We start from the raw sequence: 22,065 nt of genomic DNA on the forward strand, positions 1-22,065 counted from the left end.
TTAGACGTGTCCCATCGCATTTCGGTTGGCGTTGCGGATATAGCAGAACCAGCAGACGGCCAGCATCAGGACGTACGCTCCGACGAAGCCGTAGAAGGCCGGGGTGTAGGAGCCGCTGGCGGTGTTGGAGGCGTTCAGTACCTGCGGGATCACGAACCCGCCGTAGGCGCCGATGGCGGAGATCAGGCCGAGGGCCGAGGACGCGAGGCGCTGGGTGGCCACCGAGCTTGCCCCCTTGCGGGCGGCACGGCTGGAGGTGGCGAAGATGACCGGGATCATCCGGTAGGTGGCGCCGTTTCCGAAGCCGCTCGCGGTGAAGAGCATCAGGAAGAGGATCAGGAACAGCCAGAAGTTCTTCAGCGGCAGGGTCCAGATCATGGTGAGGGTGATGACTGCCATGGAGGCGAACGCGGTCACGGTCATCCGGGCGCCGCCCATGCGGTCCGCCATCCGTCCGCCGTACGGCCGGGCCAGCGAGCCCACCAGCGGGCCGAGGAAGGCCAGTGACAGGGCCACGGTACCCACTCCGATGGAGGAGAAAGCGGGGAAGTAGTCCTTGATCAGCTTTGGGAACACACCGGCGAAGCCGATGAACGAACCGAAGGTGCCGATGTACAGCAGCGCCATGACCCACAGGTGCGGTTCCTTCAGCGCTGCCACGGATCCGGCGATGTCACCCTTGGCGCTGGTGAGGTTGTCCATGTACTTGAAGGCGCCAAAGGCTGCCACCAGGATCAACGGCACCCACATCCAGCCGGCCAGCGGCAGGTTGACAGTGCCCGCGGCGAGCAGGGTGATGGCAATGGGCACGGCGAGCTGCGCGACGGCGGCCCCCATGTTTCCGCCGGCGGCGTTAAGGCCCAGGGCCCAGCCCTTTTCACGGGCGGGGTAGAAGAAGGTGATGTTGGCCATGGAGCTGGCGAAGTTGCCTCCGCCGAAGCCGGCGAGGGCTGCCACCAGGAGCATCACGCCGAACGGCGTTTCCGGGTTGGAGACACACAGCGCCAGGCCGGTGGTGGGGATCAGGAGCAGCAGCGCGGACACGATGGTCCAGTTCCGGCCGCCGAAGCGGGGAACCATAAAGGTGTAGGGGATGCGCAGCGTGGCACCCACCAGGCTGGGCATGGAGATCAGCCAGAAGATTTCCGAGGTGGAGAGCGTAAAGCCTGCGGCGGGCAGCTGGACCACCACGATGGACCAGAGCTGCCACACAACGAAACCGAGGAATTCGGCGAAGATTGACCAATTGAGGTTGCGGCGGGCGATGGTGCGGCCGCCGGATTCCCACTGTTCCTTATTCTCTGCATCCCAGTTGGCGATCCAGCGGCCGGGGCGGAAATCAAGGGCGGGGGCAACGGTAGTGCGGGTAGAGCCGGGCTGTGCGCTGGCGGATGCGTCTTTCGACCTTGCGGTCTCGTCAAGATCAAGGGAATTGCCGGGGCCGGCATCAGCGGTGCGGTCAACAGTCACGGGGTACCTCCTTCGGGGGGATGTTGTTCCTCCAAGGTAGGTAAGGCGCGTTTCACAGACCGACGCCGTGTGTTAACGGGCTGTGACATTTGCCTATCGGAGCCTTTGGGGGACCGTTAGGCTTGGTGGAGCGCGCAAAAATGAGACACACAGCACAGGTCCGAATAGTGGACCTTTCGTCCATTGACTGGACGACCGGAACTAATATTGAACTCTAACTATTTCGAGCCGGAGGCAATGCCAGCGTCCGGCCGGTTCAAGCGAAAGCGTTTACCCTATGTCATCCACCGATACGTCCACGGTGCCCGGTTCGCAGCCGGTGAACTCACGCGGCCGAGTCATCGTTGCCAGCCTGATCGGCACCACGGTCGAGTTTTACGACTTTTACGTCTACGCGACTGCTGCAGTACTGGTGTTTCCGCAGCTGTTCTTCCCCAGCCAGAATGAAACAACCCAGCTGCTGAGCTCCTTCGCAGTCTTCGGTGTGGCCTTCGTGGCCCGCCCGCTGGGATCCATCATCTTCGGCCACTTCGGCGACAAGTTCGGCCGCAAGGGCACCCTGGTGGCCTCGCTGCTGACCATGGGCATCGCCACCTTCCTGATCGGATGCCTGCCCACGGCGCTGGTGCCCGGCTGGGAATTCCTGGCTCCGGCCCTGCTCGTGGTGATGCGCTTCGCCCAGGGCCTCGCCCTCGGTGGCGAATGGAGCGGCGCCGCGCTGCTGGCCACCGAAAACGCACCGGCCAACAAGCGCGCAATCTACGGCACCTTCCCGCAACTGGGCGCACCCATCGGCTTCATCATCGCCAACGTCATCTTCCTGGTCTTCAACTACGCCCTGAGCCCGGCTGACTTCCAGGCCTGGGGCTGGCGTGTGCCGTTCCTGCTCAGCGCAGTCATGGTGATCATCGGCCTCTACGTCCGCCTCAAGCTGATCGAGACCCCTGCCTTCACCAAGGTCCTCGAGTCCAACGAGGTGGCCAAGCTGCCCCTGGGCCGGGTGTTCAAGACCAGCTGGCGCCAGCTGATCCTGGGCACGTTCATCATGCTGGCCACGTACGTGCTCTTCTACCTGATGACCACGTTCACCCTGACGTTCGGCACCCGTCCCTCAAGCCTCGAGGCCGCCAGGGCCGCGGCGGAAAAGGCCGGCAAACCGATGTCCGACGCGGCAGCCGCCGCGTTCGTTCCCGGCCTGGGCTACACCCGCAACGACTTCCTCTGGATGCTGATTGCCGGCGTCGTCTTCTTCGGCATCTTCACACTGGTGTCCGGACCACTGGCCGAGAAGTACGGCCGCCGCAAGATGCTCATCGCCGTCACAGCCGGCATCTTCGTTTTCGGCCTGCTGTTCGTCCCCCTTTTCAGCGGCGGGTTCATCGGCACCATGGCGCTGCTCATCATCGGGTTCTCCCTCATGGGCCTTACCTTCGGTCCGATGGGCGCCCTGCTGCCTGAGCTGTTCCCCACGAACGTCCGCTACACCGGCTCTGCCGTGAGCTACAACTTCTCCAGCATCCTCGGTGCCGCGGTGGCGCCGTTCATCGCCGTGGCCCTGTGGGAACTCGCAGACGGCAGCCCGGTGCTCGTGGGTGTGTACCTGACCGCCATGGCCGTGCTGACCCTTATCGCGCTGTTCGTCAGCAAGGAAACCCGCGACCTGGACTACGAGAACAACGTGGCCTAAGTCCGCGGGCCGTTCCTTCCAGCCCGGTTGGTAACAGAGGTGCCCGGCACAATTCCCGTCACTGCGGGGATTGTGCCGGGCACTTTTCTGCCTCTGCGGGAGTAACCGGGCGGGAACGCACGACGGCGGGCTGCCGCGGCTAGTGTGCGTAGCGGGCCACGAAGTTCTTGAGGATGTTCATGGGCTCCGTGACTGTGAACCGCCGTGCGCTTGCCATCAGGTCTTCGGCGGACTCCGGCGGGAAGTAGCCCGCGTGCCGGTAGATGTCGATGCGGGTGCAAAGGCCTTCGGCATCGAGCTCAGGGTGGAACTGGGTGGCGTACAGGTTCTGCCGGATGCGGAACATCTGCACGGGGCAGGCCGCCGATCTCGCCAGGAGCACGGCGTGCCGGGGCAGGACGGTGCAGGCTTCCTTATGGCCGGTGAAGGCGGTGAACCGGCGCGGCATGCCGCTAAGCACGGGATCCTCCAGTCCGGCGTCCGTGAGTTCGATCTCCGCCGCGCCGAGCGGCTCGCCGTAGGTCCTGTCGATCACGGCGCCCTGGTGCGTACCCAGCGTCCCCACCCCGTAGCAGGCGCCCAGGAACGGGAAGTCGCCGGCCACCAGCTCGTCCAGGAGCCCGGCCAGCTCATGCTCCACCCGGTGCTGCGTGGGCGTCTTGTGCTCCGGCGGGTCGCTCGAAGTGAACGGACTGCCGCCCACGATCACCCCCGAATAGGCGGACAGATCCAACTCGGGCAGGGGAGCAGCTTCCAGCCTGATGCGCCGCAGCTCCGAGGGCTCCAGGCCGCCGTACCGCAGATAGGCGGCATACTCGTCCTCGGCGGCGGCGTCCTCGGCGCGTGATGCCAGGAGCAGGAAAGGCAACATGTGCTAAGTGTGCCTTCTTCGCTCCGGCCTGTCAGCCTCCCGGCCAAGCCGCGGAGACCAGACTCCCGGCACAACCTCACGGCCCGGTGCTGCCGCCTTTCAGCTGGCGGCGGGCTGGCTCAGCGACCGGCGGGACTGGGGACGGGCAGCGGGGTCGGCGTGCCGGTGCACCAGTTTCCAGTACCCTTCCTCGCGCCGGAAGACGCTGGTGACCCGGAGTGCGAATTCCTCGGCGACGGCGGCGCCGTCCAGGCGGGCGCGGAAATGTTCCGTTTCCACCAGGAAGGCGGTGTCACGGGCGGTGTAGGAAGTGACAGTGTCAAACCCCAGCATCTCGCCGTCCTGGAACTGCCGTGCGGCCTGGTCCAGCCGGGCTTCCACCTGCGCCCACCCGCGGGCGATGCCGCCGAACGGGTTGGCGAGGGTCACGTCGTCGAGCCGGGAATACAGCTCCTTGACGGGCTCCGGGTTGCCCTGGGTGATTTCCGGGACGGCGAGGTGGTAGCGGTCCACTTCTTCTTCAAAACTGGGTGCGAGCACGAGGGGCCTCCGGCGCTAGTCTTCGATGGTGGCGATGACGGCGCCTGCCGACACCGTTTCGCCGGCGGCTGCGGTGAGCCCGGTGACGGTTCCGGAGCGGTGCGCAGTCAGCGGCTGTTCCATCTTCATTGCTTCCAGGACCACCACCAGGTCACCCTCGGCCACTACGTCACCGTTGGCAACGGCCACCTTGACGATGGTGCCCTGCATGGGTGAGGTCAGGGCGTTGCCTGTGGCCGCAGCGGTGCCGCCGGCACGCAAGCGCTTCTTCGACTTGCCTGGCTTGGCAGTGGCGCCTGCGGTGCCGGCGGTCACGGAACCGAGCGAGGCCGGGAGGACCACCTCGAGCCGCTTGCCGCCCACCTCAACCACCACGCGCTGCCGGTCTTCGGCCGGGGTTTCGGTGCTGCCGCCATCGGAGGTCCAGGCGGGCAGGTTGTTGACGAACTCAGTCTCAATCCAGCGGGTGTGGACCCGGAACGGGCCCTCGGCCGGTGCGAAGGCGGGGTCGGAAACCACTGCGAGGTCGAACGGGATCACCGTGGGAATGCCTTCGACCACCATTTCCTCGAGGGCGCGGCGGGCTCGCTGCAGCGCCTGCGGGCGGCTGGCGCCTGTGACGATGAGCTTGGAGAGCATGGAATCGAAGTTGCCGCTGATGACATCGCCCTGCTCCACGCCGGAGTCGATGCGCACGCCGGGGCCGGTGGGGTTTTTCAGGACCCGGAGGGTGCCGGGGGCGGGCAGGAAGTTCCGGCCCGGGTCTTCGCCGGTGATCCGGAATTCGAAAGAGTGCCCGCGTACTTCCGGATCGCTGTAGCCGAGCTCCTCGCCGCGGGCCAGCCGGAACTGTTCGCGCACCAGGTCGATGCCGGTGACTTCCTCGGAAACGCAGTGCTCCACCTGCAGGCGGGTATTGACCTCGAGGAAGGAGATGGTGCCGTCCTGCCCCACGAGGAATTCGCACGTGCCGGCGCCAAGGTAGCCGGCCTCTTTCAGGATGGCCTTCGAGGATTCGTAGAGGCGGCGGTTCTGGTCTTCCGTGAGGAAGGGGGCCGGGGCTTCTTCCACCAGTTTCTGGTTGCGGCGCTGCAGCGAGCAGTCGCGGGTGGAGACCACCACAACGTTCCCGTACGCATCCGCCAGGCACTGGGTCTCCACGTGGCGGGGCGCGTCCAGGAACCGTTCAATGAAGCATTCGCCGCGGCCAAAGGCTGCGGTGGCTTCGCGGACGGCGGATTCGTACAGTTCGGGAATCTCGTCCCGGGTGCGGGCCACCTTGATGCCGCGGCCGCCGCCGCCAAACGCTGCCTTGATGGCTACGGGCAGCCCGTGCCGGTCCACGAAGTCCAGGATTTCCTCGGCTGATTCCACGGGATCGGCGGTGCCGGGAACGAGGGGCGCACCGACTTTTTCGGCGATGTGCCGCGCCTGGACCTTGTCCCCAAGGGCCGAAATGGCTTCGGGCGAGGGGCCGATCCAGGTGATGCCGGCCTCAATGACGCGGGCCGCGAACTGCGCGTTCTCGGCCAGGAAGCCATAACCGGGGTGGATGGCGTCGGCCCCGGACTGCCGGGCGGCGTCGATGATTTTGTCCATCACCAGGTAGGACTCCGCGGCGGTGTTCCCGCCCAGGGCGTAGGCCTCGTCAGCAAGGCGGACGTGCAAGGCATCCCGGTCCGCGTCCGCATACACAGCAACCGAGGCGATGCCTTCGTCACGGGCGGCGCGGATGATGCGCACCGCAATTTCACCGCGGTTTGCGATCAGCACCTTTGTGAGGGTCGACTGCGTGGGATGTGCGGACTGCTCCAAATTTGCTGACAAGGCGTCTCCTTCTTTCCTTCAGGGAGCCTAGCGCGGTTTTGAGGGTTCCGCCGATATTACTTGCGGATTCCGCGTGTAAAGCGCCCAGCCTTTGTAGGGAAGCTACAAGAGTCGCCGAAATCGCTTCCTTTAGGACGCCGGCCAGAGTTCCGTGATCCGGACCTGCGCACTAGCCAGCAGGGCGCGGAGCGTGGAGACGGAAAGTCCGACGACGGTGTGCGGATCGCCGTCGACCTTCCGGATGAAGGCCCCACCCAGGCCGTCGATGGTGAAGGAGCCCGCGCAGTGGAGCGGCTCGCCCGTGGCGATGTACGCGTCGATCTCCACCGCGTCCATCTCCAGGAAGGAAACCTCTGCCGAGGCCACTGTCCCCAAGGTGGCACCGGTGCCCGGCGCGCCATCATCGTCCGGCTCGGTATCGCGGCAGTCCACCAGCCAGTGCCCGGTGTGCAGCACACCGGTGTTGCCGCTCATCCGGAGCATGCGTTCCCGCGCGACGGCGGCGGTGTACGGCTTGCCGTGCGCCTCGCCGTCGAACTCAAAGACGGAGTCGCAGCCAAGCACCAGGGCCCCGTCCGCCTCGGGAAGGGCTGCGACGGCCTCGGCCTTGGCACGCGCCAGCAGCAGGGCCGTGTCATGCGGATCGGTGACGCCGTACCGGGCCTGGACGGCGTCCTCGTCAACGTCCGATACCAGCACTGTATGCCGGATGCCGGCCTCGGTGAGGAGCTTGGTGCGGGCAGGGGACTGGGAGGCAAGAATCAGGCGGACCACGGATCCAGCCTAGTGGACCAGTTCTTCGGACGCCTTGGTGGCGGCGGGCCGGCTCAGCTGGGCGCCTTCCACATCCACGTCCGGGAGGATCCGGTCCAGCCAGCGCGGCAGCCACCAGGACTTCTCGCCCAGCAGGTACATCACGGCAGGGACGATGGTCATGCGGACCACGAACGCATCAAGCAGCACACCGAACGCCATCGCGAAGCCCAGCGGCCGCACCATGGTGAGGTGGCTGAAGATGAAGCCGGCGAAGACGCTGACCATAATGATCGCCGCGGCTGTCACCACGGCGGCCGCGTGGCGGAAGCCCACCCGGACGGCCTGCTTCGCGGTGGAGCCGTGCATGTAGGCTTCGCGCATTCCGGAGGCGATGAACACCTGGTAGTCCATGGCCAGCCCGAACAGCACGCCGATCAGGATGATCGGCAGGAAGCTCAGGACCGCGCCGGGGTTGGCGACGTCGAACACGCTCCCCAGCCAGCCCCACTGGTACACGGCCACCACGGCGCCGAAGGCCGCCGCCAGGGAGAGCAGGAAGCCGCCCGTGGCGAGCAGGGGAACCACGATGGAGCGGAAGACCAGCAGCAGCAGGACCAGGGAAAGGCCGACGACGATGGCCAGGTAGGGCGGCAGGGCGGCGCCGAGCTTCGTGGAGACGTCCACGTTGCCGGCGGTCTGGCCGGTAAGGCCCATGGCCACTCCGTATTCGGACTGGATGTCCTCGTTCAGGCCGCGGAGTTCGGCCACCACCCGGACCGTGCTGGCGCTGGCCGGACCTTCCTTGGGGATGACCTGGAAAACGGCGGTGCGCCGGTCCTCGCTGAGGGCGACGGGCACGGCAGCCACCACGTTGTCTACCGCCCGGAGCTTGTCCGCGACGTCATACTGCAGGGCCTGCGCCTGCGCTTCGTCCAGGTTTGCCGGGAACTCGCCCACGGCAACAATCGGGCCGGTGACGCCCTCGCCGAAGCTCCGGGCGGTCAGGTCGTATGCCTGGTAAGCCTCTGACTCCACCGGTTCGGATCCGCCGTCGGGAAGTGCCAGCTGCAGCTGGGTGGCGGGGAGCGCGAGCGTGCCCAGCAGGAGTACACCGGCCAGGAGTGCCAGCACTGGGTGGCGCGTGACCAGGCCGCCCCAGCCGTGCGTGCTGCGCTCGCGGTCCTGGGCTTCATCGGCTGCTGCATGGCCGGGTTCGGCATTGTGCGCCTCGGCCTTGGCCCAGGCGCGCTTCGAGATAATGCGGCGGCCGATCAGCGACAGCATGGCCGGGGTCAGGGTGATGGCCACCAGCACGGCTACCGCCACGGTCCCGGCCGCTGCCAGGCCCATCACGGCAAGGAAGGGCAGGCCCGGCACCACCAGGGCGGCGAGGGCGATGATGACGGTGAGGCCGGCGAAGACCACGGCGTTGCCGGAGGTGCCGGTGGCACGGGCTACTGATTCCTCCTGGGCCATTCCGGCCAGGAGCTGCGTGCGGTGCCGGTTGACGATGAACAGGGAGTAATCGATCCCGACGGCGAGGCCCAGCATCAGGGCCAGCATGGGGGAGATGGAGCTCATGTCGAACAGGCCGGAGAGCGCGAAGGTGATGCCGACGCCGATGCCGACACCCATGATGGCCATCAGCAGCGGCAGCCCGGCGGCAATCAGCGTGCCCAGCATGATGATCAGGACCAGGGCAGCAACCGCGATGCCGATGATCTCGGCGGCGCCGAAGAGTTCGGAGATGTCCTCGGTGATCTCCTTGCTGGCATAGGCGGTGACTCCGGCAGCGGATGTTTCATGGGCGATGTCCTGGACCTGCTGGCGGACCTCCGGGCTCAGGCCGTTGATGGAGGTGTTGAACTGTACTTGTGCCACGGCGGCGCGTCCGTCTTCCGAGACAAAGCGGATGGCCGACGATGCATCTGCCTGGCGCTTGCCCGCCTCCAGCTTGGCCTTGCCGGCTTCGAGTACCCGTGTGCCGGCGTCGAGCTTTGCCTGCCCCTCTGCCAGGGCCGCCTTCTGCTGGCCAAGCTGCGCCTCAATGAGGGCAGCGGGTGCGCCAGCGGCGGCGAGCTGCTGCTCGGCTGCCGCCAGCTGGGCTTTGCCGGCATCCAGCTGCGCGCGGGAGGCGTCCAGTTGTGCCTGGCCCGCGGCGAGCTGCTGCCCGCCGTCGGCGATGGCCTGGCCGGCCTGGTCCACCTGCGCCTGCGTGGCGAAAGGATCCACCGTGCCGCGGACGTTTGGCACGGACTCAAGCTTCTTTAGCGCGTCGGTGACCGCGGCCCGGCTCTCGGCGGTAAAACCGCCGTCGGGAGCTTCGAAAACGATGGTGGCCGTGCCTCCGGAAGCGGCCGGAAGCTCTTGCTTCAGCTTGTCCGCGATCCGTTGCGTTTCGGTGCCGGGGATCTGGAAATTGTTGGACAGAGTGCCATGGAAGGCGGCAGCTGACCCGCCGACAGCAACCAGAACGGCCAGCCACAGTGAGATGACCAGCCAGCGCCGGCGGTAGGAGAACTTGCCCAGGCGGTAAAGGAACAGTGCCATAACAGGAAGCCGATCTGATCAGGAAGAAGCGGATGCGGAAGAGGTGGAAAGGGGTGCAGGACTGGTGCCTGCGGTGAAACCGGAGCCCAGCAGCGCCATGGAGTCGATGAGCAGCTGCCGGAGCTCTGCCAGGGAAGCGGGGGATAGGTCCGCGCCGCGGCGCGTAAACCAGACCTCCAGGGCGGCCTTGCCGCAGGAGATCACAGCACCGGCCAGTGCACGGACGTAGAGCTCGTCCACACCGTCGGCGCCGCCCGCCACCCGTTCGCGGGCGACGGCGATGATCTGCTCGGTGCAGTGCTCCCAGGCCTGAAGCTCCGAGTGCGACATCAGCGTGCTTTGCTGCGTGAGGGTAAACAGTTCCGCCAGCGGCGCCACGGTCATGGGGTCGGCCAGTGCCATCAGGGCCGCTTGTGCCGACTGCAGGATCGGTTCGTCAGCCGGCCGCAGCCGGAACTGCTGGATGGCATTGTCCAGGAACCCGTGGGTGACGGCCGCGAGGGCGGCGTCGGTGCTGCTGAAGTAGTTGAAGAAGGTGCGCCGTGAAATGCCGGCGGTGTCCGCAATGTCCTCCACCGTGAAGCTTCCCGGGCCGTGGCTGCGCAGCAGTGACAAAGCAGCGTCCGTGATGGCCTGGCGGGTGGCGGCCTTGTTCAGCTCGCGCCGTGACGGGGTGGCTGCTACCGCTGGGATGCTGCCTGTGCTGGTTGCCATGCTGATTACACTACGTGCAACTTTGCACAGTGGGCAAGTTTTTCCGCTCCGGATTCACAGGAAGATGAAAGGTTCCGAACAGCTGTTCCAGAACTGGCCTGGCGATGCTTGGAATGTCCCGGGAGGGATGAACCATCAGCAGCCGTTACTGACGGCAGATCCAGGAGACAAAGAATGTCACGCACAAAGAAAATGACCCTTGGCTTGTCAGCCGCGGCGCTGGCCCTCGGTGCCGGAATCGGTGTTGCCGGCATGGCCTCCGCCACCACCACACCAACCCCCGCTCCCAGCGCCAGCTCCAGTGCCTCAGCCGACGGAAGCAGCAGCACCGCGCCCGGCAGCATGGGCAAGCACGGCGGACGCGGCGGCGAGCGGGGCGTAGCCCAGGCATCCGCGCTCGCGGCGAAGCTCGGCGTGGAGGAGGCGAAGGTAACGGAGGCGCTCCAGGCCTTCCGTGAAGCGAACAAGCCCTCTTCCCCGCCCGCCGATGGCGAGAGGCCTGACCAGGCCGCCCGTGATGCTGCCTTGGCCAAGGCCTTGTCGGAGTCCCTCGGCATCGAGGAATCCAAGGTGACCGCTGCGCTGGACGAACTCCGCACCGAGAAGCAGGCGGAACGGGCTGCGGCACTGAAGTCGAGGCTTGACCAGGCCGTGACGGACGGAAAGCTGACCCAGGCCGAAGCGGACGCCGTCACCAAGGCTGTACAGAATGGTGTCATCGGTGGCCACTGAGCCGGTGGCTTAAATGCAGAAGAAGTCCCCGGGAGATTTCCCGGGGACTTCTTCTTACTGCCAGTTGTTTACTGCCAGTGGTGAGCAGAGGCCCCTTAGGCCTTCGCGTCCGCCAGTTCACGCGACGTGGTGTCGGTGGAGGTTCCGTCGGACGGAGCGGCTGCGGTGTCAACAGAGTCGTCAACAAACGGCGTGCCGTTGCGGGGTGCGTTGTACAGCTGCTCGTCCAGGATGCCCTGGCGCTTGGCCACGATGGTGGGCACCAGCGCCTGGCCGGCCACGTTTACGGCGGTGCGCCCCATGTCCAGGATGGGATCGATGGCCAGCAGGAGGCCGACGCCGGCCAGCGGCAGTCCCAGCGTGGAGAGGGTCAGCGTCAGCATCACCACAGCGCCGGTGGTCCCGGCGGTTGCGGCCGAGCCCAGGACGGACACCAGGGCGATCAGCAGGTACTGGCTGAAGTCCAGCTGGATACCGAAGAACTGGGCCACGAAGATCGCCGAGATGGCGGGGTAGATGGCTGCGCAGCCGTCCATCTTGGTGGTGGCGCCCAGCGGTACGGCGAAGGAGGCGTAGGCGCGGGGGACACCCATGCTGCGCTCGGTGACACGCTGGGTCAGCGGCAGGGTTCCCACCGAGGAGCGGGACACAAAGGCCAGCTGGACGGCCGGCCATACGCCGGAGAAGTACTGCTTGACGGACAGGCCGTGGCTGCGGACCAGGATCGGGTACACCGCGAAGATGACCAGGGCCAGGCCCACGTAGATGGCGAAGGTGAACTTGCCCAGGGAGCCGATGGTGTCCCAGCCGTAGACTGCGACGGCGTTGCCGATGAGGCCGACGGTACCAAGCGGTGCGATGCGGATGATCCACCACAGGACCTTCTGGATGACAGCCAGTGCGGAGGCGTTCAGGTTCAGGAACGGTTCGGCAGCCTTGCCCACCTTGAGCGCGGCAACGCCGACGGCGATGGCGATCACCAGGATCTGGAGCACGTTGAAGCTCACGGAGGTGGTGACGGCGCCGGATTCGGCAACGGTGGAGCTGGCGCCCAGGCCAAGGAAGTTCTTGGGGAACAGGCCGATCAGGAAGGACCACCAGTCACCGGACTTGCCGGAGTACTTGGCTTCCTCGGTGATGCCGGTGTTGGCACCGGGCTGCAGCAGCACGCCCAGGCCGATGCCGATCAGCACGGCGATGAGGGAAGTGATGGCGAACCACAGCAGGGTGTTCCAGGCGAGCTTGGCCGCATTGGAGACCTGGCGGAGGTTGGAGATGGAGCTGACGACGGCGGTGAAAATCAGGGGAACCACTGCTGTCTGCAGCAGTGACACATAGCTGGAGCCGATGGTCTGCAGCGTGGCGCCGAGGCCGTTGGGGTTGGTCTTGGTGCTGCCGGTGTACTTGGCCAGCAGGCCGAGGCCAAGGCCGACGACCAGGGCGGCAATGATCTGGAAACCGAACGAGCCAGCCCACTTGGGGAGCTGGAAGCCGGTCTTGGCGGATTCTGAGGGGCGGGTTTGAGTGCTCACCCGAATACGCTAAGACCGTGCCGCATATCATGACGAACCAACATTGAGAAATATTACGCGGCCCGAACAGCGCCACGGCATAAGGAACCCCGTCATATCAAGGGTTTTACGGCGTTATGTTACTTATTCCCGGCCCGGATGTGCTTAATGTCTCGCGCCACCGAGGCAGCAGGCCCGACGTGACTGCCTTCCCGCAGCTTGCTCCCCGTCGCAGCGCCAGCCTCTGAAGCTGGCCGGGGTTCCACCGGCGCGGTGCAGTCAGGACAGGTGCAGGCTGCTGTCCTTGCGCTGGTTGAAAGCGGGCCTGGGGCTATCGTGCTCCAGGCGCGACGCCGCGACATCGTCCATGTTTTCCTCGGCCCATTCCTTCATGTCGAAAATGATCTTCAGCAGCGAGCGGCCGCGGGGAGTGAGCTCGTAGTCTGTGCGCACTGGAACGGAGACGGTGACGTGGCGCAGAACCAGGCCATCGCGTTCGAGCGAGCGCAGTGTGGAAGTCAGCATTTTCTGGCTGGCCCCGGGAATGCGCTTGCGAAGATCGCTGTGGCGCTGCTGCCCGTCCTCAAGCGCCAGCATCACCAGGGTGACCCACTTGCTGCTGATGGCTTCCAGCAGCTGCCGGGCCGGGCACAGGTCAAGTGACGCGTTGTAGTGGTCCTGGGCATTCTGGCGTTCTTGTTCAGCCGTGAGAGTCATATCCCCAATACTTTCCTCAACAAGTGGACTGGCGGCCCAGTTTACCGGGCACTTTGAGGTGCCTTAGGCACAAAAAAGTGCGTTCTTACGCGGCGCGGTGGTGTCGGTGAGGATCGATGGCGGGGCACAAGCGCCCCGCAGCAAAGCCTCGAAAGGAAGCCAATGCCTACCCTCCTCCACGTCAACGCCTCTCCACGCTACGCCAACAGCGACTCCCTGCGGTTGGCCCGGCACTTCATCGATGCCGTCCAGACTGCCGGCCCGGAGAGTTTTGAGGTGGAGACGCTGAACCTGTTCGACGACCATGTGCTGCCCGTGTTCGGGCGTGTGGCCGCCGCCGCGAAAATGGCAGTCTTCACAGGCCAGGACCAGACGCCCGAGCAGGTTGCCGCCTGGGAAGCCGCCCGCGCAGTCTTCGACCAGTTCGCATCCGCCGACGCCTACGTCTTCAACATCCCGATGTGGAACGCCGGTGTCCCTTATGTCCTGAAGCAATGGATCGATGTCATCACCCAGCCCGGCTGGAGCTTTGGTTTCGACCCCGGGCAGGGCTACCGCGGCCTGCTGGAGGGCAAGCACGCCCTCGCGGTCCACACCAGCGGCGTCTACGCTCCGGGTGTCCCGGCAGCCTTCGGCTCGGACTTCAGCAGCACCTTCTTCGCCGACTGGCTGAACTTTGTGGGCATCGAAGACGCCGTGCACGTCCGTTTCGCTCCCACCGTGCTGAATGGGGATGTGGACGGCACCCGCGAGGTTGCCGAGGCTGAACTCCGCGACGCCGCCATCGAGTTTGCCGGCAAGCTCAGCACCGCGGGAAACCTCCAGCTCGTCAACGACTAAGGCGTCCACGGTGCGCATCGGCATGTCCGGTACCGACTCCTGGACCAAGGCGTTTACGTTGAACAGGAAGCCGTGGTCCAGGTGTGTTCGGTCAGAGCAGGGCGCGCCGTAGGGTGTCCAGCCCCACGGAGCCGATGTTCAAAGCCCGGGTGTGGAATTCCTTCAGGTCGAAACCCGGGCGTGCTTCGAGCCCGGCGCGGATCTGTTCCCAGAGGCGCTGGCCCACTTTGTAGGACGGTGCCTGTCCTGGCCAACCAAGGTAGCGGGTGAACTCGAAATTGAGCTGGCCTTCGCTGATGGGCAGGTTCTGCTTCAGGAAGTCGTAGCCCTTCTCGGGCGTCCACGTGCCAGAGCCCCACCGTTCGGGGACCTGCAGTTCGAGGTGGACGCCGATGTCGAACACCACGCGGGCGGCCCGCATCCGCTGCATGTCCAGCATGCCCATGTGGTCGCCGGGATCATTGAGGTAGCCCAGTTCCTGCATCAGCTTTTCGGCGTAGAGCGCCCAGCCTTCGCCATGGCCGGAGGTCCAGCAGACGTTCCGTCGCCACTTGTTCAGCAGTTCGCGGCGGTACGTTGCAGTGGCCACCTGGAGGTGGTGGCCGGGGACGCCTTCGTGGAAAACGGTGGTGGTTTCGGCCCAGGTGGTGAAGGTGTCCTCGCCCGCTGGGACGGACCACCACATGCGGCCGGGGCGGCTGAAGTCGTCCGACGGGCCTGTGTAATAGATGCCGCCCTCGTCGGTGGGGGCGATAAGGCACTCGAGTTTCTTCATCACGTCCGGGATGTCGAAGTGAACGCCGGCGAGCTCCGCCACGGCCTTGTCCGAGAGCTCCTGCATCCACTCCCGCAGGGCCTCCTTGCCCTTGAGCTGGCGGGCGGGATCGTTGTTGAGGATTTCCTTGGCTTCATCGATGGTGGCGCCGGCCTTGATGCTGTGGGCCACCCGTTCCTGCTCGGCGATCAGGCGGTCCAGCTCTTCCACGCCCCAGGCGTACGTTTCCTCCAGGTCCACAGTTGCCCCGAGGAAGGAACGTGAGGCCAGCGCGTAGCGGGACCTTCCCACGGCGTCCTTCTCCGGCGCGGCGGGCAGCAGTTCCCGGCGGAGGAAATCCGCCAACCCTGCGTAGGCGCTCCGGGCGGCGGCAGCACCGGCGTCGAGGTCTTCCTGGATGGCGGCAGGCAGGGGGCCGCCGGCAGTGGATGCTCCCGCGGCAAGCTTGGCGAAGAACCCGTCCTCCGCCGCATATTTGGTGACCTGCTCGATGACGATCCTGACCTGGCGCGCGGCGGACACCCGGCCGGCGTCCCGGGCCTGTCGGAGCGACTCCATGTACCCTGCGATGGCTGCCGGAACGTTGAGCGCCCGGCCGGCGATGTGCTGCCAGTGCTGTTCCGTCTCCGTGGGCATCAGGTCGAAGATGGCGCGGATGTCCTGGGCGGGGGAGGCGATATTGTTCAGGTCCGCGTACTCCCAGCCAGAGGCATGGATCAGCAGCTGCAGGCCCAGCCGCTCCCGCATGGCGTCAAGGGTCACGGCGTCCACATCGTCCTCGGGCTCCAGACCCTCAAGTTCTTCCAGCGTATGGCGGGCAGCCTCGGCAAATTCCGCGATGCCGGCGGGGGAGAAGTCCTGGTATTCCGTTTCGTGTCCGGGGATGCCAAGGGTGGTGGCGAACGACGGATTAAGCCTGATCAGCGTGTCCGTGTAGGTGTCCGCGACGGCGTCGATGCGGGTTGTCGGGCGGGCGGCAGGTGCGGTGTCTATAGTCACCCCACGACACTAACCGGGCACCCAAGGTTCCGGAAGGAGGCGGGCGTGGGGCGGAGAAGTTTCAGCCGCGGCTGCGCTTCCAGGCCCCGGGGCCGGGCGTGGGGGCGAGCCGAAGCTGCTGCCGGCGCACCCAGTGCCGGACGGACGGCTTGTTGTCGGGCTCCGGTTCGCCGCCGCCCAGGGAAAGGACGACGGCGGTCAGTGCCGCCAGTTCCTCGGCCGTGGGCTGGCCCTTGGCAACAGACAGCAGCGGTGCCGCGGGTGCCTCAACCATTGGATCGTCCCCGTTCACAGCGGGATGTTCCCGTGCTTCTTGGTGGGGAGGCTCGCGCGTTTGTCGCGGAGCGCGCGCAGGCCCTTGATGATCTGGGTCCGGGTTTCGGAGGGGGCGATGACGGCGTCAACATAGCCAAGCTGGGCTGCCTGGTACGGGTTCAGCAGCTCTTCCTCGTACTGGCGGATGACCTCGGCGCGCCGGGCTTCGACGTCTCCGCCGGCCTCGGCAACGGACGCCAGATCGCGGCGGTAGAGGATGTTGACGGCACCCTGGGCGCCCATCACGCCGATCTGCGCGGTGGGCCAGGCGAGGTTCAGGTCTGCGCCCAGTTTCTTGGAACCCATCACAATGTAGGCGCCGCCGTAGGCCTTGCGCGTGATCACGGTGAGCTTGGGGACGGTGGCCTCGGCGTAGGCATACAGGAGTTTGGCGCCGCGGCGGATGATGCCCTGGAACTCCTGGTCCTTGCCGGGCAGGAAGCCGGGAACGTCCACCAGGGTGATGATGGGGATGTTGAAGGCATCGCAGTGGCGGACAAAGCGCGCAGCCTTTTCGGACGCGGCGATGTCCAGGGTCCCGGCGAACTGCAGGGGCTGGTTGGCCACGATGCCCACCGTGTGGCCCTCCACCCGGCCGTAGCCGATCATTACGTTGGGGGCGTACAGGGACTGCATCTCCAGGAAGTGGCCGTCGTCCACGATCTGCTCCACCACGGTGCGCATGTCGTAGGGCTGGTTGGCCGAATCCGGGATGAGCGTGTCCAGGGCGAGGTCGTCGTCGTCGATCTCCAGCTCCTGCTGGTGCTCCAGGACAGGTGCCTCGGAAAGGTTGTTCGACGGCAGGAAGTCGAGCAGTTCGCGGACGAACTCGATGGCATCGGCTTCGTCCGAGGCCAGGTAGGTGGACGTGCCGGTGGTGGCGTTGTGCTGGCGGGCGCCGCCGAGCGTCTCCATGTCCACGTCCTCGCCGGTGACCGTCTTGATGACGTCCGGGCCGGTAATGAACATGTGCGAGGTCTTGTCCACCATCACCACGTAGTCGGTGAGGGCGGGGGAGTAGGCGGCGCCGCCGGCGGAAGGGCCCATGATCAGGGAGATCTGCGGGACCACGCCTGAGGCGTGGACGTTGTTGCGGAAGATGTCGGCGAACATGGCCAGTGAGGCGACACCCTCCTGGATACGTGCGCCGCCGCCATCCAGGATGCCCACCACGGGGCAGCCGTTGCGGATCGCGAACTCCTGGACCTTGACGATCTTCTCGCCGTTGACCTGGCTCAGGGAGCCGCCGTAGACGGAGAAGTCCTGGCTGTAGACCGCCACGGGACGGCCGTCCACGGTGCCGTAACCCGAGACCAGGCCGTCACCCAGCGGTTTTTTCTTCTCCATGCCGAACGCGGTGGAGCGGTGCACTGCCAGGGCGTCGAACTCAACAAAGGAGTCCTCATCCAGCAGGAGGCCGATGCGCTCGCGGGCGGTGTTCTTGCCCCGGGCGTGCTGCTTCTCGATAGCTTCGGGGCCGGAGGGCTGTTCGGCACGGGCCTGGCGGTCGCGGAAATCGGCGATCTTTCCCGCTGTCGTTGTCAGATCGTGGCTCATCAAATATCTCCGGCTCTGTAGCAGATTGGTCCAGTGGCGCTGTTGTTGCTGGCAGGTCTGATGCGGGAGTTAAGTAGCATCCACACAAAAAACGAACCCTGCTGGCTAGTCTAGTGACGCTTCTGGCGCCGGCTGCTGTAGAAAACCTACAATTTTCCGCCGTGCCGCGGCCCGGTGATGTAAGTTACTCGCCGGTAACATAAGTGGGTTAGAGTGGCTCCATGACTTTGAGCAACGACGCTTCGGACTCTCCGGCAAGCCCCTACCAAGCCAGCGGATCCCTGCGGGGACGCACTGTTTTGATTTCCGGTGGAAGCCGGGGAATCGGGCTCGCCATCGCGGTGCGCGCCGCGCAGGACGGTGCCAACATCGTGCTGATGGCCAAGACCGGCGAGCCGCACCCCAAGCTTGCCGGCACGGTCTACACCGCCGCGGAAGAGCTGGTGGCTGCCGGCGGCCAGGCGCTTCCCCTGGTGGGTGACGTCCGGAACGACGACGACGTGGCGCGCGCTGTCTCAGCTGCCGTGGACCGCTTCGGCGGCATCGACGTCGTTATTAACAATGCTTCCGCCATCGACCTGTCCCGCACCGACGCTGTGGACATGAAAAGGTACGACCTCATGCAGGACATCAATGTCCGCGGGACGTTCCTGCTGTCCAAGCTGGCCCTGCCCACCCTGCGCGCCTCCGGCGCCGGGCAGATCCTGACCCTCTCGCCGCCGCTGAACCTTGACCCGCACTGGGCCGGCAAGCACCTGGCCTACACCATGGCCAAATACGGAATGAGCCTGACTACGTTGGGGCTGGCGGAAGAGCTGAAGGCGGACGGAATCCGGGTCAACTCACTGTGGCCCTGCACCTTGATCGACACCGCGGCAATCCGGAATATGCCCCACGGCGACCAGATGGTCCAGGCGGCGCGTGGGCCACAGATCATGGCTGATGCCGCCCACGCCGTCCTCACCGGCGCCAACCTCGCGGCCGGCGGCGCGGCCAGCGGCAATTTCTACACGGATGAGGAAGTCCTGGCAGCGGCAGGAGTATCGGACTTCCGTCCCTACAGCCTGGGTGCCACAGAGGACCGGCTCGTAGCGGACATCTTCCTGTAAGGCGGGAACGGGCGCGGGCCGGCACAGGTTGGCTCTGTAGGATTTAGCTATGGATGACGCACACACCCCCGGTACGCCCCTGAACCGGAGGGACCTGGCGGATGAGCGCTTCCTGTCCGCCACCGGCATCCCCCGGCTTGACGTGGTGGATTCCACCGGATCCACCAACGCCGACCTCCTCCGGTCAGTCACCGTTGAGCCTGCAGCCTGGCCAGACCTCTCCGTGCTCACCGCTGAGTACCAGACGGCTGCGCGGGGCCGGCTCGACAGGCACTGGGAAGCCCCGCCCCTGAGCTCCATCTCCGTTTCGGTGGTCCTTCGCCCGGCCAACGCCGAAGGCCGCCCGCTGCCCACGCAAAGCTACTCCTGGTTGTCGCTGATCGCGGCACTCGCGCTCCGTGAAACACTCCTCGAAACAGCCGGTGTCCCCGCCGAACTCAAATGGCCCAACGATGTCCTGGTCAGGGGGAAGAAGATCGCCGGCATCCTGGCCCAACTGGGACCCATGGTGGACGGCTCCGTGCCGCCGGTCATCCTGGGCACAGGCCTCAACGTCACACTTACCGCCAGTGAACTGCCTGTTCCCACCGCCACCTCGGTGGTGCTGGAGGGCGCCCGGACGGCGGACCGGACAGTGCTCCTGAAAAGCTACCTGTCAAACTTCTCCGTGCTCTACCGCAGCTTCTGCAATGCCGACGGCGACCCGGCGGCAGGGATGGCGGGCGGGCCGTCCCTGCACAAGCGGGTAGAGGCGGTGATGGTCACCTTGGGCAAGCAGGTCCGGGCGCAGCTTCCGGGGGATCACGAGATCATCGGCCACGCATCCAGGCTTGACGAATACGGTTCCCTGCTGGTGGTTGACCGGGACGCGCGTGAACACGTGGTCACCGCCGGGGACGTGGTGCATCTTCGGCCGTGGACTTCCCCGGACGCTTCCGGCCAAGGCGGTTATGCGTAAAGACCTCCTGCCGGGCGAGCAGGTCATTGTGACCACCCGCCCGCAGCCGCGGCGGCTCGCCGGCGCCGGGGTTGCGTTTATCCTCGCGCCGGCGGTTGCGGCCTTTTGTTCAGCCTGGCTGATCCGCGGCGGGGCGGCGCGGGCGGTGCCCGCGCTCTCCGGCCGCTGGACACCGTGGCTGGTGGGCGGCTGCGTCCTTGCCGCAGCCGCGGTGTGGCTGGGCTTTTGCCTGCCCCGGCTTTTGCGCTGGCAAAGCACCCGGTACACGCTCACCAGCAGGAGGCTGGTGGCCAGGTCCGGTATGTGGAAGCGGCGTGACCAGCAGGTGAACCTGGCCTCGGTCCGCAACCTCACTGTCCATGAATCGGTCCTGCAACGCCTCTTCCGCTCGGGGAATATATCCTTGGAAGCCGGATATCAGTCAGTGGTGACGTTCCCGGACGTGCCCGAGGTGGCCAGGTTCCGGGACTTCATCCTCGATGCCATCGAGGACCTGCCGGACGGGCAGGATGTCCAGCCCGACGGGTCAACGGATGACCCTGACGAAGCTTTGCCGTGGGAAATGAGAGAAGGTGGACGGGATGAACGATGAGGACCAGCAGGAACGCGTCGGGTCCGTCGCGCCCGCTCCGGAGGCGGACGCCCATCCTCCCACCGGCACCATGTCCGCCGAGCGGCTGGCCATGAAAGCCCTCGAGGCCCGGCTCCTGGGCGGGGAACGCAAGCTCCGCCGTCGTGAAGTCGCTGCCGGCGCAGGGCTGTCCCTGCTCTCTGCACGCAAACTGTGGCGCGCCCTGGGTTTTCCCAACTTCGGGGACGAGGACGTGGCGTTCACCGAGCGCGACCAGGCGGCCCTGTCCACCGTGGTGGATCTGGTCCGTTCGGGCAAGCTGACGGAGGAAGCGGCCATTTCCGTCACGCGCTCCATCGGGCAGATGACGGACCGCATGGTGGTCTGGCAGATCGAGGCACTGGTGGAGGACATGGTGCACGAGCAGGGCGTCAGCGACGCCGTGGCACGCAAGCGCCTGGTGAACGAACTTCCCGCCCTGGTGGACGCCCTCGAGGAGGTGCTGGTCTACTCCTGGCGGCGCCAGCTCAACGCCGGCGTCCAGCGGTTGGCGGTCCGCGCCGAGGCCGGCCTGCAGGCAAGCGAAGAAGGCCGCGACGGCGACGAGGACGATGCCCCGCTGCCCCTGGCACGCGCCGTCGGCTTCGCTGACCTGGTCTCTTACACCAGCCTGTCCCGGCGGATGAACGAGAAAACACTGGCCCGCCTGGTGCAGCGCTTCGAGAACAAGTGTGCGGAAATCATTTCCGTGGGCGGCGGCCGGCTGGTCAAGACCGTGGGCGACGAAGTGCTTTACATTGCCGAAACGCCCGCTGCCGGAGCGGAAATTTCGCTGGCACTGGCCCATGCCTTCACCGAGGACGAGATCCTTCCAGAGGCCCGGGTGGCCATGGTGTGGGGCAGGATCCTGTCCCGGCTCGGCGACATCTACGGGCCCACCGTCAACCTTGCCGCGCGGCTGACGTCCCTCGCGGATCCGGGAACCGTGCTGGTGGACTCCATGACCGCGTCAGCCTTGGAACAGGATGAACGTTTTGTGATGGTGCCCCAGCCCCCCGAAAACGTCCGCGGCTTCGGCGAAATCCGGCCCGTCCGGCTCACCCGGGGCCTGGGTAAAGGGCTGGTCCTGGACTGACCGGCGGCCTGTAAAACCGTCCATCCTGACTTTATCCATTTGATGGTGAATTCCGATATAGTCGGAAGACACCCGGCCACAGCATGCCGGAAACCGGCTCTGCCGAAGCCTTACTGGGGGAAACAACATCGTGAAACTTCACAGACCTGCGCGCTCAAAAGGGCCGGGAATCTCTGAAGGGCGCTTCCGCTCGCGGCGGCTGGTCAGTGGTGCTGCGTTTGGTGCTGCTGTTGTTGTGGTGGTGGCCGGTGCTGTGTTGTATCCGGGGTTTAAGACCACTGAGGTGGATTTGAATGATGGCGGCGTGTGGGTGGTGTCGAAGTCCAAGAACGCGGTGGGGCGGTTGAATTACCCGTCGCGTGTTTTGGATGGTGCGGTGACGCCGGCGTCGACGACGTTTGATATTTTGCAGGATGCGGGGGAGGTGTTTG

At 65.9% G+C, this 22,065-nt stretch carries 20 protein-coding genes; 8 read left to right on the top strand and 12 right to left on the bottom strand.

The window, feature by feature from the left end; translation table 11 throughout:
- Window positions 1-1,470, bottom strand: coding sequence for an MFS transporter (locus QRN11_RS06915; protein WP_285250374.1), 1,470 nt, complete (start codon window positions 1,468-1,470; stop codon window positions 1-3).
- 277 nt (window positions 1,471-1,747) lie between these two features.
- Here QRN11_RS06915 and QRN11_RS06920 point away from each other — a divergent pair, with 277 nt between their 5' ends.
- On the top strand, window positions 1,748-3,157 hold the full coding sequence (locus tag QRN11_RS06920; RefSeq protein ID WP_091418352.1) for an MFS transporter: 1,410 nt from the start codon (window positions 1,748-1,750) through the stop codon (window positions 3,155-3,157).
- A 139-nt stretch (window positions 3,158-3,296) separates the two neighbouring features.
- On the opposite strand, the gene QRN11_RS06925 is transcribed toward QRN11_RS06920, so the two are convergent.
- The 6 genes from QRN11_RS06925 to QRN11_RS06950 all read right to left on the bottom strand — a co-directional run bounded on the left by QRN11_RS06925 (window position 3,297) and on the right by QRN11_RS06950 (window position 10,415).
- Entirely contained in the window at window positions 3,297-4,028 is a 732-nt protein-coding gene (locus QRN11_RS06925; protein ID WP_285250375.1) for a glutamine amidotransferase, read from the bottom strand.
- Between the two features lie 99 nt (window positions 4,029-4,127).
- Entirely contained in the window at window positions 4,128-4,568 is a 441-nt protein-coding gene (locus tag QRN11_RS06930) for a YybH family protein (RefSeq protein ID WP_285250376.1), read from the bottom strand.
- A 15-nt stretch (window positions 4,569-4,583) separates the two neighbouring features.
- Window positions 4,584-6,395 (bottom strand): acetyl/propionyl/methylcrotonyl-CoA carboxylase subunit alpha, encoded by a 1,812-nt coding sequence (locus tag QRN11_RS06935; RefSeq protein ID WP_285250377.1) that lies wholly within the window; start codon window positions 6,393-6,395, stop codon window positions 4,584-4,586.
- A gap of 129 nt (window positions 6,396-6,524) precedes the next feature.
- Entirely contained in the window at window positions 6,525-7,169 is a 645-nt protein-coding gene (locus QRN11_RS06940) for a Maf family protein (RefSeq protein ID WP_285250378.1), read from the bottom strand.
- A 9-nt stretch (window positions 7,170-7,178) separates the two neighbouring features.
- Window positions 7,179-9,701 carry an MMPL family transporter gene (locus QRN11_RS06945; RefSeq protein WP_285250379.1) on the bottom strand — a complete coding sequence of 841 codons (2,523 nt, stop codon included), beginning with the start codon at window positions 9,699-9,701 and terminating at the stop codon, window positions 7,179-7,181.
- Window positions 9,702-9,719: 18 nt separating this feature from the next.
- On the bottom strand, window positions 9,720-10,415 hold the full coding sequence (locus QRN11_RS06950) for a TetR/AcrR family transcriptional regulator (protein ID WP_285250380.1): 696 nt from the start codon (window positions 10,413-10,415) through the stop codon (window positions 9,720-9,722).
- Between the two features lie 174 nt (window positions 10,416-10,589).
- Between QRN11_RS06950 and QRN11_RS06955 the strand changes: the two genes are divergently transcribed.
- Window positions 10,590-11,147, top strand: a complete 558-nt coding sequence (locus tag QRN11_RS06955; RefSeq protein ID WP_285250381.1) for a hypothetical protein — start codon at window positions 10,590-10,592, stop codon at window positions 11,145-11,147.
- 95 nt (window positions 11,148-11,242) lie between these two features.
- Here the strand turns inward: QRN11_RS06955 and QRN11_RS06960 are convergent, their stop codons facing one another.
- Both QRN11_RS06960 and QRN11_RS06965 read right to left on the bottom strand, forming a co-directional pair.
- Window positions 11,243-12,679: a dicarboxylate/amino acid:cation symporter gene (locus QRN11_RS06960; protein ID WP_285250382.1), complete on the bottom strand. Its 1,437-nt coding sequence runs from the start codon at window positions 12,677-12,679 to the stop codon at window positions 11,243-11,245.
- A 258-nt stretch (window positions 12,680-12,937) separates the two neighbouring features.
- Window positions 12,938-13,375 (bottom strand): winged helix-turn-helix transcriptional regulator, encoded by a 438-nt coding sequence (locus QRN11_RS06965; RefSeq protein WP_142061920.1) that lies wholly within the window; start codon window positions 13,373-13,375, stop codon window positions 12,938-12,940.
- A 162-nt stretch (window positions 13,376-13,537) separates the two neighbouring features.
- Here QRN11_RS06965 and QRN11_RS06970 point away from each other — a divergent pair, with 162 nt between their 5' ends.
- The gene (locus QRN11_RS06970) at window positions 13,538-14,215 is read left to right on the top strand and encodes an FMN-dependent NADH-azoreductase (RefSeq protein ID WP_285250383.1); all 678 of its coding nucleotides are present in this window, start codon (window positions 13,538-13,540) and stop codon (window positions 14,213-14,215) included.
- 91 nt (window positions 14,216-14,306) lie between these two features.
- Here the strand turns inward: QRN11_RS06970 and QRN11_RS06975 are convergent, their stop codons facing one another.
- The 3 genes from QRN11_RS06975 to QRN11_RS06985 all read right to left on the bottom strand — a co-directional run bounded on the left by QRN11_RS06975 (window position 14,307) and on the right by QRN11_RS06985 (window position 17,861).
- Window positions 14,307-15,989: a DUF885 domain-containing protein gene (locus QRN11_RS06975; RefSeq protein ID WP_285250384.1), complete on the bottom strand. Its 1,683-nt coding sequence runs from the start codon at window positions 15,987-15,989 to the stop codon at window positions 14,307-14,309.
- 61 nt (window positions 15,990-16,050) lie between these two features.
- Complete coding sequence (locus QRN11_RS06980) at window positions 16,051-16,263, bottom strand: acyl-CoA carboxylase subunit epsilon (protein ID WP_285250385.1); 213 nt, start codon at window positions 16,261-16,263, stop codon at window positions 16,051-16,053.
- A gap of 14 nt (window positions 16,264-16,277) precedes the next feature.
- Window positions 16,278-17,861: an acyl-CoA carboxylase subunit beta gene (locus tag QRN11_RS06985; RefSeq protein WP_285250386.1), complete on the bottom strand. Its 1,584-nt coding sequence runs from the start codon at window positions 17,859-17,861 to the stop codon at window positions 16,278-16,280.
- 221 nt (window positions 17,862-18,082) lie between these two features.
- Between QRN11_RS06985 and QRN11_RS06990 the strand changes: the two genes are divergently transcribed.
- From QRN11_RS06990 to QRN11_RS07010, 5 genes are all read left to right on the top strand, one after another.
- Window positions 18,083-18,970 carry an SDR family oxidoreductase gene (locus QRN11_RS06990; RefSeq protein ID WP_285250387.1) on the top strand — a complete coding sequence of 296 codons (888 nt, stop codon included), beginning with the start codon at window positions 18,083-18,085 and terminating at the stop codon, window positions 18,968-18,970.
- Between the two features lie 49 nt (window positions 18,971-19,019).
- The gene (locus QRN11_RS06995) at window positions 19,020-19,928 is read left to right on the top strand and encodes a biotin--[acetyl-CoA-carboxylase] ligase (protein ID WP_285250388.1); all 909 of its coding nucleotides are present in this window, start codon (window positions 19,020-19,022) and stop codon (window positions 19,926-19,928) included.
- Window positions 19,921-20,520 carry a PH domain-containing protein gene (locus QRN11_RS07000; RefSeq protein ID WP_091418327.1) on the top strand — a complete coding sequence of 200 codons (600 nt, stop codon included), beginning with the start codon at window positions 19,921-19,923 and terminating at the stop codon, window positions 20,518-20,520. The genes QRN11_RS06995 and QRN11_RS07000 overlap by 8 nt, the downstream gene beginning before the upstream one ends.
- The gene (locus QRN11_RS07005) at window positions 20,510-21,634 is read left to right on the top strand and encodes an adenylate/guanylate cyclase domain-containing protein (RefSeq protein ID WP_091418325.1); all 1,125 of its coding nucleotides are present in this window, start codon (window positions 20,510-20,512) and stop codon (window positions 21,632-21,634) included. Before QRN11_RS07000 ends, QRN11_RS07005 begins: the two co-directional genes overlap by 11 nt.
- A 199-nt stretch (window positions 21,635-21,833) precedes the next feature.
- A partial coding sequence (locus tag QRN11_RS07010; RefSeq protein WP_502935017.1) for a hypothetical protein occupies window positions 21,834-22,065 on the top strand: 232 nt, incomplete at its 3' end.

The organism is Pseudarthrobacter sp. fls2-241-R2A-168, assembly GCF_030209335.1.
Classification (GTDB): Bacteria; Actinomycetota; Actinomycetes; order Actinomycetales; family Micrococcaceae; genus Arthrobacter.